Here is a 16,152-nt window from a genome sequence, read left to right on the forward strand (position 1 = left end):
ATAAATGAAAAAAATAAAAGGTGTCAATTTAGGCAACTGGCTTGTCCTGGAGAAATGGATGCTGCCAGAGCTGTTCGAGGGAACCGGTGCAGAGGATGAGGTCTGGCTGAATCGGAAGATGAATCCCGCAGAGTTAAAAGAAAAGATGAAGGAGCATCGTGATACATTTATTACGGAGCAGGACTTCGCATTTATCAAAGAGCAGGGAATCTGGCTGCTGCGCATTCCGGTTCCATACTTTATATTCGGTGACCGACCACCTTTTAACGGATGTGTGGAATATCTGGACAAAGCCTTTGACTGGGCAGAGAAGTATGGCTTGCAGATATTAATCGACCTGCATACAGTTCCGGGAAGCCAGAATGGATATGATAATGGCGGTCTGACCGGTGTATGTAAATGGTGCAAAAATCCAGAGGAAGTGGAGTTTGCCCTTACCGTACTGGAACGGCTGGCGAAGCGTTATGGCCAGCGCCAGGGATTATATGGAATTGAAGTTCTCAATGAGCCGATCAGCTTTCTTGTGTATGCGACAGCACCTTCTACCGGAAAAGCGGTGGACAAAGAAGAGGCCAAAGGCTCCGGCTATGTTCCCCTTCCGTTTCTGGAAAACTTCTATCGGAATGGCTATAAGCGTCTTCGGAAAATCCTCCCGGAAAGTAAGCCCATCGTGTTCCATGACGGCTTCCGCCTGAGACACTGGGGAAGGTTTTTCCGTAAGGAACATATGAAAAATGTGGTGCTGGACACCCACATTTATATTTTTGCCATGGAAAGCTTCGTGCCGATTCATATGCCGTGGGTTTATAAGATTTACATAAAGAGCCAGCAGCGGCTGATAGAGAGAATCCAGAAGGATGTGCCAGTGGTGGTTGGCGAATGGTGTATCTGTAATAAATATGCGGAGAAAGCGGTTTCCGGAAAGCCTGCAGAAGAATCTTCTGACAGGAGTGCGCAGGCAGCCGCGCAAGACGAACTGCGGAAGAAACGTTATCTGGAAATCGCAGCCATGCAGCTTCAGGCATGGGAAAGCGGTGCTGGCTGGATCTACTGGAGCTATCAGTTTAAACCAAATCGAAAGGAGCCTCTTGATGAAAAGTGGAAAGAAAGCTGGGATTTTTCAAGATGTGTGGAAAACGGCTGGATTGAATTCAAGAACCGATAAAAAGAAGGTTACATTGAGGGAAATGATCTTCGGATATTTCCTGGGACCACTTCTGGTGCTGTCCATGACCAGCGTGGTAGCGTCTTATTATCTTACCTTTTACCGGACTTATGAGGATGTTGTAAATCAGAGGGTTTTTCTGACGGTATTGCCGCTGATTTCCGTGATCCCTATGGCATTGTCAAACATTGTGATCGGAATCATGGTGGGAAAAACAAGGACGAAGCAGGGAAAAGCAAGACCTTACATATTAATGGCAGCGCCAATGCTGCTGATTTCCGGAATCCTGGTATTTTGCATTCCTTATTTCAGTCTGGGTGTGCGCATGGTCTGGATGGTGGTAACTTACAATTTATTTGCAGCCATTGCCAATCCGGTCTATGGTACCTCCCACTATCTGATGGTGTCTTTATCCACCCGTGACCTGGACCAGAGAGGAAAGCTTTCCGTTGTTTCGAATATTCCGGCGGTGGCAGGAAACGGTCTGATCAGCAGTATCGTAATGCCGCTGATTCTGGGCTGGATCAATTCTGCCGGCAGCAACGGTGTGATGCAGAACCGCTGGCAGATGGTTATGACCATGTTCGCGGTACTGGCATTTGTGGGATGTATCCTGGAGTACTTCTTCACCAGAGAACGTATCACGGAAGAGGATATGGTGGAGACAGATGCAGAAGTAAATAAAGCAGAAACTACAGGAACTCCTTCCACGTTACAGCAGCTAAAAGGCGCAGCCTCCGATTCCTACTGGTGGATCATTATTATTTTCTACATGCTGTACCAGACTGGCGTTATGTTCAAAGGCGGTTACGTGTTCAATATATTCTGTCATGAATTTTTTCAGGAAGTGCATATTCTCGGAATGACCTTATCCGCAGATATGGCACAGTCCGTTCTGGCTCTGATCAGCGGAATCCCGCTGGCTGCTGGTATGCTCTTTATCTGGCCTCTGGCAAACCGGTTCGGGAAAAAGAATATGATCCTGGCAGGCTGTGTGGTTTCCATTGCAGGAAGTATCGTGTGTCTCCTGGCACCGGATAATTTCGTAGTGATGCTGGCTGGTCAGACGTTGAAAGGCTTATCCAGCGTACCAGGTGCATACATTATGATGGCATTGTTCGCAGATGTGCTGGATCACCTGGAGGCGAAGCTTGGTTACCGCGTAGATGGAATTTCCATGTCGGTTTACAATACGGTGCTGACAGTGGTAAATGGTCTGGCAGTAGCAGTGTTTAATTTCTTCTACGACAGCGCCATGTTTTCCCATAAAGGAACAGCCGCATTCTTTTTCCTGGGATTCGAGATCGCGGCACATGGAATCCTGATTATCGTGGTATCCTTCCTGAATGTGGAGAAGAATATCAAGGAAGAGCAGGAACTGATTGCCAGAAGAAAGGGACAGATATAGAGACTATTTGAAAAACAATGTGGTTCATATATGGCAAAAACAGGCAATGCGGGAGGATGCATTGCCTGTTTCTGTAAACTGGGAAATTAGAGCATAAGGTTTATAGAAAGTTTTTTTCACTTAACATGAATGAATTCAGGAAATAAAGGAGATCACAATAAAATGAGCGATAAAAAATCCAACTGGATCTGGCTGCCCACCTGGACAGCAGAGGACAAAGAGAACCCGGCCTTAGTTCTGTTCCGCAAGGAATTGGAAATAACAGGAACTCCAACTGCCGGAAAAATTACCATTTCAGCAGATTCCAGATACAAGCTGTATGTAAATGGCGAACTGGCTGAGGCTGGCCCGAGCAAAGGAGACCGGCAGGTCTGGTATGCAGATGATGTTGATCTGCTTCCATTTCTAAAAAAAGGAAAAAATGTAATAGCAGTCCGTGTATTAAGATACCCGACCATACAAAGTAAAGGCTGTTTCGGAATCTACCGCACAGAATATCCATTCCTGTATGTAGAAGGCGGCGCCGAAGATGATCTTGGCAGCCGGTACACTTTAGACACAAGTGAAGGATGGATGGGAAGAAAAGATGACGCATTTCATATCGTATCCGAATCCGATCTTTTTGCCCCATTACAGATTCTGGAAAATACAGGTGGTTCCATGTGGCAGAAGGGCTGGATGAAGCCCGGATATGATACCACAGGCTGGGCGCTTCCATATGTGTATCCGGATATGAACCGCGCGTGCAGCCCGGGAAACCTGGAAAAAAGGACAATTCCATTTCTTTACAGAAAGAACAGGAAGTTCGAAAAGGTGATGCAGCTGGGCGAAAATGCTCTCTTTGCAAAAGAAGAATGGGAGGCTTTTCTTGCCGGAAAAAGAAGCCTTTGCATCCCGGAAGAGGCGACCGTATCTGTAGAGATCAGTGCCGGTGAGGAGATGACTGGCTATCTCCACCTTCTTATGGAAAAAGGAAGCGGTGCCCGGATAAAGATTTTGCAGTCCGAGGCTTATGTGCTGGGCGGTGAGATTGGTGACCTGAAGGTTCCCTTAAAGGGTGACAGAGAAGATATGGAGCATGGATACCTGGATGGTTTTACCGATCAATACAGATGTGCGGGATATGGAACCGTAGATGAACCGGAAATCTACGAGCCATTCTGGTTCCGGACGTTCCGGTTTATCCGCCTGGAAATTATTACCCAGGAAGAGCCGCTGATATTGCAGAAATTTGATTATACAGAGACCGGATATCCGTTGGAAGTAAAGACAAAGGTAACTGCTTCCGATGAGCGCTTTGCAAAAATATGGGAAATCAGCGAGCGTACTCTGCGCCGTTGTATGCATGAAACCTATGAAGATTGTCCGTTCTATGAACAGCTGCAGTATGCAATGGATGCAAGAACCCAGATTTTGTACACCTATGCAGTTGCGGCAGATGACCGCCTGGCAAGACGCTGCATGGAAGATTTCCGGCGTTCCCAGAGATACGACGGACTTTTAAACTGTGCGGCGCCCAGATATGATGCCAGTGTGATACCGGGATTTTCTATCTATTATATTCTCATGCTGTACGATCACATGATGTATTTTGGCGACAAAGAATTGCTGGAAAAACATATGCCTACAGTAGAAGGAATTCTGAACTTTTTCCATTTCCACCGAAGCAAAGAGGGATACGTGGACAAGATCGGAGGATTAAACGGAAAGGCCCGATTCTGGTCTTTTATTGACTGGGCTGTGGAATGGGCAGACACCACAGGAATCCCACCTGCAACCTTGAAAGGTCCTGTGACCATGGAAAGCCTTCTCTATATATTGGGACTTCAAAAGGCTGCCCAAATAGCGGAGTACCTTGGAAGAAACGAATTAAAGTATATATTTGAGGAAAGAGCGGCAGCCGTACAGACTGCGGTTAGAACATTTTGCACTGGAACGAATGGAATGCTGCAGGATGGCCCTGGAATCGATGCGTACAGCCAGCACACCCAGGTTTTTGCGGTTCTCACTGATACGGTAACCGGAGAGCGGGGAAAAAAGAATCTCAGGGAAACCATTTTGCACAAAGACCAGTATCCCCAGTGTTCCGTTGCCATGGCATACTATCTTTTCCGTGCCCTGGAAAAAACAGGAATGTATGAACTGACCGAATCCTACTGGGATATCTGGCAGAAGATGATCGAGAAGCATGCCACAACCTGCGTGGAGGATGACGTGCAGGAGCGAAGCGACTGCCACGCCTGGGGCGCGTTGCTTCTCTATGAACTGCCCTCCGTGATCCTTGGCGTACGCCCTTCGAAACCAGGATATGAAGACATGGAGGTGAAACCGGTATCTGGTTATCTTACGTGGGCAAAAGGGGAAGTGATTACGCCCAAGGGGGCGGTTCAGGTGGAATGGAATAAGGAAGACAAAGAAGTTTACATAAATGCTGAAAAAGTTACAGAAAAATAATTTTATTTTTAGTATTTTCTGAGAAAATTTGTTGATTCTTTTCCTCATATTTTCTATAATAAACATATATGCTATAAATTCACCCCCTGTGATGTGTGAAAGCGCCGGAAATGACATTGCATTTCGCAGAAGTCAGCGGTGTATGGGGCACATTACAGGGGCTTTTTATTTACGTCAATGTGTAATGTTCAGAGTCAGGCAGATTTTTGTACGAAAGTGTGAGTCATGCCGGGATGAACAGCCAGGCACGTCCATTTTGTTGCGGCACCAGGTGCCGGGAGGGAGAAAAAGAATATGAAGAAAAAATGTGTAGCAATGCTGTTGTGTGCAATGATGACCATGTCTCTGGCAGGCTGCGGAGGCAGTGATGGCAGCAGTAAGTCCGTGAAACTGGATCCGGATCACCCGGTATCACTGACTATCTGGCATTATTACAATGGCGCCCAGCAGGCAATGTTTGATACATTGGTGAAGGAGTTCAATGCATCTGTTGGAAAAGATGAGGGAATCTATGTAGAGGGTTACAGCCAGGGTTCCGTATCTGATCTGGAGGAGGCAGTTACCAGCTCCCTGAAAGGGGAAGTAGGTGCAGACGAGCTGCCGGATATTTTTTCTTCTTATTCCGATACTGCATATGCAGTACAGCAGGAAGACAAGCTGGCCGATCTTTCCAAGTATTTTACAGAGGATGAGCTGAAGGAATATGTGGATTCCTATATCCAGGAGGGGTATTTTAACCAGGATGGAGCTTTATATCTTTTCCCGGTTGCGAAATCCACGGAGATCACCATGATCAATAAGACAGACTGGGAGCCGTTTGCAGAGGCTACCGGGACCACAGTGGATGAGCTGGCTACTACAGAGGGAATCACAGAGGTCGCCCAGCGCTATTACGAGTGGACAGATGAGCAGACCCCGGATGTGCCTGACGATGGCAAGGCGTTTTATGGCAGGGATTCCATGTCCAACTATTTTGTCCTTGGCATGAAACAGATGGGAAAAGAAATCTTCGAGGTAAAAGATGGCAAAGTGACATTCAACACAGACAAAGATCTGATCCGCCGTCTCTGGGACAATTATTATGTACCATATATGAAGGGGTATTTTGCTTCTCTGGGTAAATTCCGTTCTGATGATGTAAAAACAGGGGATGTTCTGGCTTATACAGGCTCTACTTCATCCGCTGTCTATTTCCCGGATACTGTGGAGACAGATGAAGAAAGCTATCCTATTGATTACATTGTCTGCAACCCACCGGTCATGGAAGGCGGCGAGAATGTGAAGGTACAGCAAGGGGCTGGAATGGCAGTCACCAAGTCTGACGAGGAGCATGAGTATGCTGCAAGTGTATTCCTGAAATGGTTTACCCAGAAAGACCAGAATCTCCGCTTTGTCTGCGAGTCTTCTTACATGCCGGTACTGAAGGAAGCAAATAGCGTAGAGGCAATGGACTCTGTGATCAAAGAGAACCATATAGAGATCAACCAGAAGGTTTATGACTGTTTTAAGACCGAGATGGAAGATTTCGATAAGACCAGCTTCTATACACCAAAGAGCTTTAATAATGGATACAGCGCACGTAAGATTCTGGATTATTCCCTGTCTGACAAGGCGAAAGCAGATAAGGAAGCTCTGGATGCTGCGATCGCAGGTGGTCAGAGCAAAGAGGATGCACTGGCAGAATACCTGACAGACGAGAATTTCGAGAACTGGTATACAGAGTTTTGCGATGGACTGAACCAGGCGGTTGCGAATTCCTGATGGCGGGTGAATCCCTGATTCAAAAAGTATAAAAGGTGGTGAGGCGGAACTGTGAAGCGGAAAAAAAGATCCCTCCTTGATATTTTTTTAATACCGATACTGATTATTGTATTCGTGCAGGGCGCAGTGCCGTTTCTGACCCTTATTTTCAGCGGAATCCGTTCCAGTGTGGAGAACACAGTTATTGGTCTTGACAGCCATACGGTGGAGAACCGTAAAGTGGTTCTGGAAAATGATATGCTGGAGCAGTGGAGCAGTGTATATAAGGAAAGTGGTGGACTTGCTACAGCACTGGTGAAAGTGCTTGACAGTCACCAGATGGATATGCAGGGATTCCTTAGCTCCAATGAAGTGCAGGAAGAATATCTGGAAACGGTTTTTTTTGATATGGTGGAGGTTTTGCAGTATAACTCGACTTCGGGAATCTTCCTGGTACTGGGAAATAATGGTTCAGTGGATGAAGCGGGAGAATATAATGGCTTCTGGGTAAGGGATTCGGACCGACTGAATAAGACTGCCTCCCATACAGATCTTTTGATGGAGCGTGGAAGTAAGGCACTGTCCCAGAGTATGTCGATTTCACTGGATACTCCCTGGAGAACCGATTTTCGTTTTGAAGGAAATGGAAAAAGGAGTGCAGATGACTTCTTTTACCAGCCGTATATTACCGCTGGAGATTATGTGGATTCCAATGTAAACATGGCCAATCTGGGATACTGGGCGAAGCCGTTTATCCTGGAAGACTTCTATATGGATAATCATAAGATGATCACCTATTCCGTACCTCTTGTTTACAACAAAACCGTTTATGGTGTTCTGGGTGTGGAGATTGGTGTAAATGATCTGACCAATTATTTTCCGGTAAAAGATCTGGATGCGGATCTGAATGCAGGCTTTGCTCTTGTTGTAGACCATGGCGATGGAAGCTATGAAGGAATTGCCGGGGAGGGTGCTTTGTATGATACTGTTTCCAGAGACAGAGATACATTTGTGCTAGAGGAACCTGAACAGGAAAACCTGCAGCTGGTGAGGGATGCTGTCATTGGTAAGCAGAAGATTTACGGGATCACCAGCAGCCTGAATCTGTACAGCAGAAATGTGCCTTATGAAGATACGCAGTGGGCATTGTGTGGCTTTGTCACGGAGGATTCTGTTTACGGACTTATATCCGAGGTCTACCAGAGGATTCTTGGCGCGATTCTGGGAAGTGCCCTGCTGGCGGTAATTCTGGTCTATCTGCTGGTACAGTATACAACAGATCCTGTCTACCGGCTGGTTGATAGTGTACGGAATGGTGTAAAAGCGATTCATGATTTTAAGAATTCAGGTATCCAGGAAATCGATGAGCTTCATGATGTAGTGGAACATCTGACAGATATCCAGATGCAGACAGAAAACCAGCTTCTGGAGGAAAAGGAACGCTACCGGATCGCAGTAGAGAGCTCCCAGGATGCGTTTTTTACCTACCAGTGTAATGAAAAAATGCTGGAAATGGTAAACAGCAGAGGAAATGATGGCGTGTGGGACTGTGTAAAGCATCCGGAATTTATTGACAATGATGTGGTTCATCCTGCGGACAAAGCCAGACTTATGGCAGCAGTGAAGAATTGTAGTGGTGTTCTGGGTGTGGATTTCAGACTGCGTCAGAAAAATGGGGAATTCCAGTGGGTGAATCTTTCAGGAAGTGTTACCTTTGACAAAAACGGAGAGCGTTCCAGAATTGTGGGCTGTCTTCATAACGTCCACCAGCATAAGCTTCTGGAGGAAGCGCAGAAAAGGAAAAAGATCTACGATTCTATTACTTCTTTTTACCGCCTTGGAAGCGGACTGGAGGTTGTGGAAACTGTGTGTCAGGCTGACTGTGAGGGGCTTCTGGGTCTTCTGGAAATCCAGCAGTTTTCCAGAATTGATGAACAGTATGGACTGATTTTCGGAGATATCATCCTGGAACAATTTGCCAGACTTCTGGCAGAAAGATTCCAGGGAGATGACTTGAAAGATGGCGTTTATATAAGGGCCGGAGCAGACCAGATGATGGTATGGCTGCCAGGCTGTACGCCTCAGATGGTTATTGAGAGTGTGCATAAGCTTCAGAAGGATTTTGCAGCACTTACGGATGAGAAATATCTTTCCCTTTCCCTGAAATGCGGTGTGGCAGTCATGAATGAGCACAATACCCTGGGGAAGGCACTGGAACAGACCAAGACTGCATTATGTGCAGCGCGGCAGAGCAATAGAGAGATTATATTTTATGACAGCCTTACAGCTGTTGAGAAACAGATCCCTGTTAATGTTACGTTTGATGAAGTGGCATCTGTAGAGCGTCTGAAGGAAATGGGACTTTCGTCTATTGCATTGAATCTGTTTGACAGGGAGGGTGATACTTCTGTTGTCCTGGATATTCTTGCATTGAAATTACAGGAGAAGTACCGTCTGGATAATATTCTGATTACCCGTTTCACCAGGGAATATATGGTAAATGATCTGTTTTACAGCTGGAAGCCAGATGAGGAAAAAGAAGACTGGGATGGCATGGTACACTGTTCCGAAAAACAATACCAGCATTTTGTGGAGACTCAGGAGCTGCAGCAGCTTCTTACTGCTGATGAGAAAATCCAGGAAGAGCCACTGATCAGCCCTTATACAGAGAGCAGGCAGGATATCGTATTCCATATGACAGACAATGGCCAGTATTCCGGAAGCATTGTATTTGCAGGAATTGACCAGTCTGTTCTGGAAAAGAAAGAAGAATATAAATGCCTGGAAGAAATCAGTGCTATTATCCAGAACCGTCTGAATCTGGAGCGGCATGATCTGTCCGCGAAAGCAAAATCTGATTTCCTGGCACGTATGTCCCATGAAATCCGTACTCCTATGAATGGTATCATCGGTATGACACAGATCGCACTAAAGGATGGACAGACAGAAGAGCAGAGAATAGACTGTCTGAGAAAGATTGAATACTCATCAGAATATCTGCTTGGCCTTATCAATGACATTCTGGATATGTCAAAGATTGAAAGCGGCAAAATGCGTCTGGTAGAAGATAAATGCAACCTCATGGAGATGGCACAGGGGCTTCAGCCATTATTGGAAGCTAAGCTTACAGAGCAGAAGATTCAGTATGCAGCAGATATCCAGCTGAAGAATCACTGGTTTATGGCAGATTCCCTGAGACTGAACCAGGTTTTGGTAAATCTTCTTGGAAATGCAGTGAAGTATTCCAGACCAGGCGGACATGTGTGGCTGACGATCAGAGAGTCCGAAGGGGAAAATGGAGTTTCCAGTGTGTATTTCCAGGTGAAGGATGATGGAATCGGAATTGCCCCTGAGAAGCAACAATTGATTTTCCGTCAGTTTGAGCAGGCGGACAATTCGGAGCATGCAAGAAAGCAGGGCACAGGTCTTGGACTTGCCATCAGCAGCCGGATCGTGCAGATGATGGATTCGGATATCAAGCTGGTAAGTGCGCCTGACCAGGGAAGCAGTTTCAGCTTTACTGTAAAACTTCACCCGGTAAATGGTGAGATGACCCAGACCACACAGAAGCCGGAGAAAGTTCATTTCCCAGGAAAACGGATTCTGGTTGCAGAGGATAATGAGCTGAATATGGAAATCATCTGCACCATTCTGGCAGATTATGGAATTGAGACAGACCAGGCTGTTAACGGAAAAGAAGCAGTTCTTAGCGTGGAAAAATCTGCTCCGGGATATTACGATATGATTTTCATGGATATTATGATGCCGGTAATGGATGGACTGGAAGCTACAAAAGAAATCCGGAATCTGGACCGTGAAGATTGTAAGAGCATTCCGATTTATGCAATGAGCGCGAATGCTTTTGACGAGGATGTAAAACGGTCACTGGCAAGCGGTATGAACGGCCATCTTTCCAAACCTGTGAATGTGCAGGCTCTGGAGAAGACGCTGTGGGAAGTATTAGGGAAATAAATATGAGGTGGAGTCTATGATCCATATTGCAATTGTAGAAGATGAAGATGTTTATATCCGGCAGCTGACGGAATATATGGAGCGTTTCCGGCAGGAATTTTCCCAGGAGATACATCTGTCCTTTTTCCGGGACGGGGATGAGATCGTGGAGAAATATAGCGCAGAGTACAACATTATTCTCATGGACATTCAGATGAAATTCATGGATGGTATGACAGCTGCTGAGAAGATCCGGCAAATGGATAAAAAGGTCATTATTATGTTTATAACAAATATGACATCTTATGCAGTGCGTGGATATGAGGTGGATGCTCTGGATTATATGGTAAAGCCGGTAGAATATTTTTCCTTCAGCCAGAAGCTGAAGCGTGCCATTGACCGGATTCCGCAGAACAATGAGCATTATCTGCTGCTTCCGGTAGAAACAGGAGTCCAGCGGCTGAATGTGAAGGATCTTTATTATGTGGAGAGTTATGGACACCAGATGATCTTCGTAACGAAGCATGGCAATCTGCAGTCCCGGATGACCATGAAAAAAGCGGAGGATGAGCTTCTGAAATATGACTTTTTCCGCTGCGCGAAAAGCTATCTGGTGAATATGAAATATGTGGAGGGAATCCAGGAGGGCTGCTGCATGATTCATGGTGAACGGCTTCAGGTAAGCCGTCAGAAGCGAAAGGAATTTATGGAAGCCCTGGTAAATTATATGAGTGAGGCAGTCAGATGATAGAGATAACTGGTGATATTCCACGGATCTATACGGCGCTGGCTGAGTGGCTGGCCTGCGTGATTTATATTATCATGCTGCCAAAGCGGTGGAACAAATGGATGACGGTTGCAATGTGTGTCCTGGGACTTGTGATCCAGAGTGCATTTCTTGTACTTACGGAGAATGTGGCGATCATTCTCTGGATTCCGGTGATGATAGCTGCGGTAGGACTGATGTATGGACTGATCCTGCTTTGTACGGCCAGTACTCCTGTGCTGGCAGGCTACTGCTGCGCCAAGGCATTTCTGGTAGCAGAGTTTGCCGCATCCCTGGAATGGCAGATCGATTCTTTTCTCTGGAAATTTCTGGGAATAGAGTCTTTGTTTTTACAGATTGTTCTGCTGGCGCTGATCTTTGAAATCGTATTTTGTGGAATATATTTTTTTGAGCGGAAAATGAGGTCTGTTTCTTTTGAAAAGCAGCTTACGGTAAAGGAACTGGTTTCAGCTGTGGCTATTGCAGTATCCGCATTCCTTTTCAGTAACATGAGCTACGTGATCACGAACTCCCCGTTCAGCAGCGCTGTTCTGGCAGATACATTTCACATGAGAACCATCGGTGACCTGTGTGGTCTGGTTATCCTGTATGCTTATCAGACCAGGATCTGTGAGTACATGGTGGAAAAAGAATTATCCGCTATGCAGTCCGTATATAAGAAACAGTACGACCAGTACCGGTACTATCAGGAAAGTATGGAGATGATCCATATCAAATATCATGACCTGAAGCACCAGATCACAGGACTCCGGGGAGTGACAGATGAGGCCCAGAGAAAGGCCTGGCTGGATCAGCTGGAGCATGAGCTGGATGAGAACCGGCTGATGGAGCGTACGGGAAATAATGTGCTGGACACCATTCTGGCGGCCAAGATTTTCCAGGCAAGGAAAAATGGTATCCGCATTACCTGCGTGGCAGACGGCAAGCTGCTGAATTTCATGCATGTAACGGACATTTGTACCATATTTGGAAATGCGCTGGACAATGCCATTGAGAGTGTAGTTACCCTGGAGGATCCTGATAAGCGGATGATCCATGTGGCACTTTCCAGACAGAAGAATTTTGTATTAATAAATGTTTCCAACTATATCGCAGAAGATATGGTTCTGGAAAAAGGCACCCTGCCGGCGACGTCCAAGCGTGACCGGGAGAACCATGGCTATGGCCTGAAGAGCATCCGTCAGACAGCAGAGAAATATAAGGGCACCATGTCGCTGCGGGCGAAGGATCACTGGTTTGAGGTGCGGATCCTGATTCCTGAGCAGTAACTAAACGGACATGTCTGCTTACGCAGACATCACTATGAATGAAAGTCGATTGCTCCGCGCCTATGGCGCTCCCGCAATCAACCACTGTATTCGTAATCCGGGCTATCGCCCTACTTACTCATACAGTCTAGCCTGTGCGATATCCATAAATCCACCATGCAAGCATGCTGGATTCATGGCTGCCGCACAGAACTTTCATATAAAATGCAACTTGCGCAAAATAATGACAGTTTGTGACAACCCCGTCTTTTTCAGACGGGGTTGTGTTATTATGCCAATAGAAAAAAAGTCTGAAATACGAAGTTGTTTCGAACAGATAAAAATAGCAGAGAAATAAAAGAAGGGAGCAGACAGCAGCAATGAAATATCAGAACATCATTGACAATATGACGCTGAAAGAAAAGGCAGCATTTTTAAGTGGAAAAAGCGAATGGCAGTCAAGGGATTTTCCAAGACTGGACATTCCGGCGATTTTCTGTTCAGACGGACCAAATGGGGTGCGTAAGCAGGCTGGAACAGGCGATCACTTAGGAATCAACCCGTCAGTACCGGCCACCTGTTTTCCGACGGCAGCAGCAATGGCAAACAGCTGGGATGAAGAGCTGGAGCAGAAGGTTGGTGTAGCGCTTGGTGAAGAATCCATGGAAGAGGATGTAAACGTTCTTCTTGGACCTGGACTGAATATTAAGAGAAATCCTCTTTGCGGACGTAACTTCGAGTATTTTTCCGAGGATCCATATCTTTCCGGAAAAATGGCAGCTGCCTTTATCCGTGGTGTACAGAGTACTGGTGCAGCAGCCTGTGCAAAGCATTTTGCAGTAAACAGCCAGGAGCTTCGCCGTATGGCTATGAACGCAGTTGTAGATGAGAGAACACTCCGTGAGATTTATCTGACCGGTTTCGAGATCGCCATCAAAGAGGGAGATGCGAAAACCGTTATGAGCAGTTACAACGAGGTAAACGGTGTTTACGCCAATGAAAATGAGCACCTGCTGAAAGATATTCTTCGCAATGAGTGGGGCTTCGAGGGTTCTGTTATCACAGACTGGGGAGCTTCCAACGATCATTCCCTGGGTGTAAAGAACGGCTCCACTCTGGAGATGCCAACACCTGGGCTTGATGCTGCAAGAGAGCTGCTTGCCAGTGTAGAGAGCGGAAAGATCAGTGAAAAAGATATTGATGAGCGTGTAGATGAGCTTCTTGACCTGGTACTTACCACAACAGAGAATGCAAAGCATTATAAAAAAGTGGCTGACAAAAAGGCACTTCACGAAGAACATCACAAGCTGGCCCGTCTGGCCTGTGAAAATAGTGCAGTCCTTCTGAAAAATGAAGACGGAATTCTTCCGGTAGGAGAAAAAGTCCGTGCTGCAGTGATCGGTGATTTCGCATTTGAGCCAAGATACCAGGGCGCTGGTTCTTCCATGGTAAATTCCACAAAAGTGGATTCTATCAAAGATATGTTAGAGAGCAGTGGAATCGCTGTAACCGGAATCGTTCACGGCTATCAGCGTGACGGTAAAGAAGACGAAGCCATGAAAAAAGAGGCAGTAGATCTGGCACGCCGTTCAGATGTAGTTCTGTTTTTCTTCGGACTGAACGAGAAAAGCGAGACAGAGGGACTTGACCGTAAGCACCTCCGTATTCCGCAGAACCAGATCAATCTGATCCAGGAGCTGGCAAAAGCCAATGCAAATATGATCGGTATCATCAGTGCCGGTTCTGTTATTGAGATGCCGTGGCATCATCATTTCAAAGCTCTGCTTCATACTGCTTTGATGGGACAGGCTGGTGCTGGCGCAGTCCTTGACATTCTTTCCGGTAAAGTAAATCCGTCCGGAAAGCTGGCAGAAACTTATATCAAAAAATATGAAGACACACCTTCTTACAATTATTATCCATCCCAGGAGCGCAACTCCGAGTACAGAGAGGGAATTTATGTAGGATACCGTTATTTTGACACTGCAGGAGTGCCGGTAAATTATCCATTTGGATATGGTCTGTCCTATACTACATTTGAGTATGGCAATCTCCAGGTGAAACCAGACGGAGTGACATTTACCATCCGCAATACCGGAAAATATGACGGTGCAGAGATCGCACAGCTTTATGTAGGTCTTCCGGAAGCGAAAGTATTCCGTCCTGTAAAAGAGCTGAAAGGTTTTGCAAAGGTATTTATTAAAGCTGGCGAAGAGAAAACCGTTTCCATCAAATTTGACGATAAGACATTCCGTTACTGGAACATGAGAACAAATAAATGGGAAGTAGAAGGCGGCGTTTACAGCATTATGATCGGTGCAAGCTGCGCAGACATCCGTCTTCAGGATACCCTTGCCATCATCGGTACTACAGAAGTGATGCCATATTATACCAACCGTGTTGCATCTTATGTAGATGGAAAAATCCAGCAGGTTGGCAATGAGGAATATGAGACAATCCTTGGACATTCCATTCCAGATGGAAGCTGGAGCGGAGAGCTTGGCATGAATGATGCCCTTTGTCAGATGTATTACGCGAAGAGCGGAATCGCCCGTTTCATCTGCAAGAAGCTGGGCGAGAAGCTGAAAAAGAGCGAGGCAGCAGGTGTGCCGGATCTGAACACATTATTCCAGTATAACATGCCATTCCGTGCGATCGCCAAGATGACAGGCGGTATGGTTTCCATGGAAATGGTGGAAGGGCTTCTGAAGGTTGTAAATGGACATTTCAGCGGACTGGGCAAAGTGATCAGCGGATTTTTCAGGAACCGGAAGCTGAACAAGCAGTATGAGAAAGAGCTGGAAGAGCAGAAATAAGGAGGAAAATTATTATGGGAAAAATCAAACAGTTGATCGCGGATCACCCGAATATCTGGGAGTTTATTAAATTCAATGTATTATCAAACTGCGCTACTATCACCAATTTTATCATTATGTGGCTGTGCACAGGCTTCATTTTCAAAAGTTTTGCAAATACACCATTTAAGTTCCTGATGTTCAACTATGCAGACAACATCGAGTCCAACCTTGGTTTATGTGGATTCTTAAGCTTCCTGGTTGCAACAGCAGCAGCTCAGACCGTAAATTTCTTTGTACAGAAGAATCTGGTATTCAAATCCAATGCCGCTTTTGAAAAAGCGGTACTGAAATATATCGTACTTGCAGTTGTGCTGGTACTTGTTTCCGCAGCACTTCCGGCATACAGCCAGAGCTTTTTCGTAAACATCGGCATTTCTGAGGCACTTGCACCTACCCTTGCGAACGTAGTGAATATCCTGGTCCAGGTAGTACTCAGCTACCCGACCATGAAATTCTGGATTATGCCGAATAAATAAACGGATATGTCTGCTACGCAGACATATCCATGAATGAAAGTCGATTGTTCCGCGCCCCTTGGCGCT

General features: G+C 46.0%; 9 protein-coding genes. All 9 read left to right on the forward strand.

Going from position 1 to position 16,152, the window contains the following annotated elements:
- Positions 1-4 precede the first annotated feature (4 nt).
- The 9 genes from ACTQWB_RS11530 (at position 5) to ACTQWB_RS11570 (ending at position 16,086) form a co-directional block, all read left to right on the forward strand.
- Complete coding sequence (locus ACTQWB_RS11530; RefSeq protein WP_441501799.1) at positions 5-1,165, forward strand: glycoside hydrolase family 5 protein; 1,161 nt, start codon at positions 5-7, stop codon at positions 1,163-1,165.
- Positions 1,092-2,573, forward strand: coding sequence for an MFS transporter (locus tag ACTQWB_RS11535; protein WP_441501800.1), 1,482 nt, complete (start codon positions 1,092-1,094; stop codon positions 2,571-2,573). Before ACTQWB_RS11530 ends, ACTQWB_RS11535 begins: the two co-directional genes overlap by 74 nt.
- A gap of 162 nt (positions 2,574-2,735) precedes the next feature.
- Entirely contained in the window at positions 2,736-5,027 is a 2,292-nt protein-coding gene (locus ACTQWB_RS11540) for an alpha-L-rhamnosidase-related protein (protein ID WP_441501801.1), read from the forward strand.
- Between the two features lie 294 nt (positions 5,028-5,321).
- Complete coding sequence (locus ACTQWB_RS11545) at positions 5,322-6,788, forward strand: extracellular solute-binding protein (protein ID WP_441501802.1); 1,467 nt, start codon at positions 5,322-5,324, stop codon at positions 6,786-6,788.
- Positions 6,789-6,839: 51 nt separating this feature from the next.
- Positions 6,840-10,739 carry an ATP-binding protein gene (locus ACTQWB_RS11550; RefSeq protein WP_441501803.1) on the forward strand — a complete coding sequence of 1,300 codons (3,900 nt, stop codon included), beginning with the start codon at positions 6,840-6,842 and terminating at the stop codon, positions 10,737-10,739.
- Positions 10,740-10,755: 16 nt separating this feature from the next.
- Positions 10,756-11,466, forward strand: coding sequence for a LytR/AlgR family response regulator transcription factor (locus ACTQWB_RS11555; RefSeq protein WP_441501804.1), 711 nt, complete (start codon positions 10,756-10,758; stop codon positions 11,464-11,466).
- Entirely contained in the window at positions 11,463-12,773 is a 1,311-nt protein-coding gene (locus tag ACTQWB_RS11560; protein ID WP_441501805.1) for an ATP-binding protein, read from the forward strand. Before ACTQWB_RS11555 ends, ACTQWB_RS11560 begins: the two co-directional genes overlap by 4 nt.
- 359 nt (positions 12,774-13,132) lie before the next feature.
- On the forward strand, positions 13,133-15,568 hold the full coding sequence (locus ACTQWB_RS11565; RefSeq protein WP_441501806.1) for a glycoside hydrolase family 3 C-terminal domain-containing protein: 2,436 nt from the start codon (positions 13,133-13,135) through the stop codon (positions 15,566-15,568).
- A 14-nt stretch (positions 15,569-15,582) separates the two neighbouring features.
- Complete coding sequence (locus tag ACTQWB_RS11570) at positions 15,583-16,086, forward strand: GtrA family protein (protein WP_441501807.1); 504 nt, start codon at positions 15,583-15,585, stop codon at positions 16,084-16,086.
- Positions 16,087-16,152 lie beyond the last annotated feature (66 nt).

It is taken from the genome of Blautia sp. HCP3S3_H10_2, assembly GCF_052122375.1.
Classification (GTDB): domain Bacteria; phylum Bacillota; class Clostridia; order Lachnospirales; family Lachnospiraceae; genus Blautia_A.

What these genes read in the sequence shown, in the direction of transcription:
- ACTQWB_RS11530 (WP_441501799.1), top strand. Translation starts at nt 5, where the DNA reads ATGAAAAAAATAAAAGGTGTCAATTTAGGCAACTGGCTTGTCCTGGAG.
- ACTQWB_RS11535 (WP_441501800.1), top strand. Translation starts at nt 1,092, where the DNA reads ATGAAAAGTGGAAAGAAAGCTGGGATTTTTCAAGATGTGTGGAAAACG.
- ACTQWB_RS11540 (WP_441501801.1), top strand. Translation starts at nt 2,736, where the DNA reads ATGAGCGATAAAAAATCCAACTGGATCTGGCTGCCCACCTGGACAGCA.
- ACTQWB_RS11545 (WP_441501802.1), top strand. Translation starts at nt 5,322, where the DNA reads ATGAAGAAAAAATGTGTAGCAATGCTGTTGTGTGCAATGATGACCATG.
- ACTQWB_RS11555 (WP_441501804.1), top strand. Translation starts at nt 10,756, where the DNA reads ATGATCCATATTGCAATTGTAGAAGATGAAGATGTTTATATCCGGCAG.
- ACTQWB_RS11560 (WP_441501805.1), top strand. Translation starts at nt 11,463, where the DNA reads ATGATAGAGATAACTGGTGATATTCCACGGATCTATACGGCGCTGGCT.
- ACTQWB_RS11565 (WP_441501806.1), top strand. Translation starts at nt 13,133, where the DNA reads ATGAAATATCAGAACATCATTGACAATATGACGCTGAAAGAAAAGGCA.
- ACTQWB_RS11570 (WP_441501807.1), top strand. Translation starts at nt 15,583, where the DNA reads ATGGGAAAAATCAAACAGTTGATCGCGGATCACCCGAATATCTGGGAG.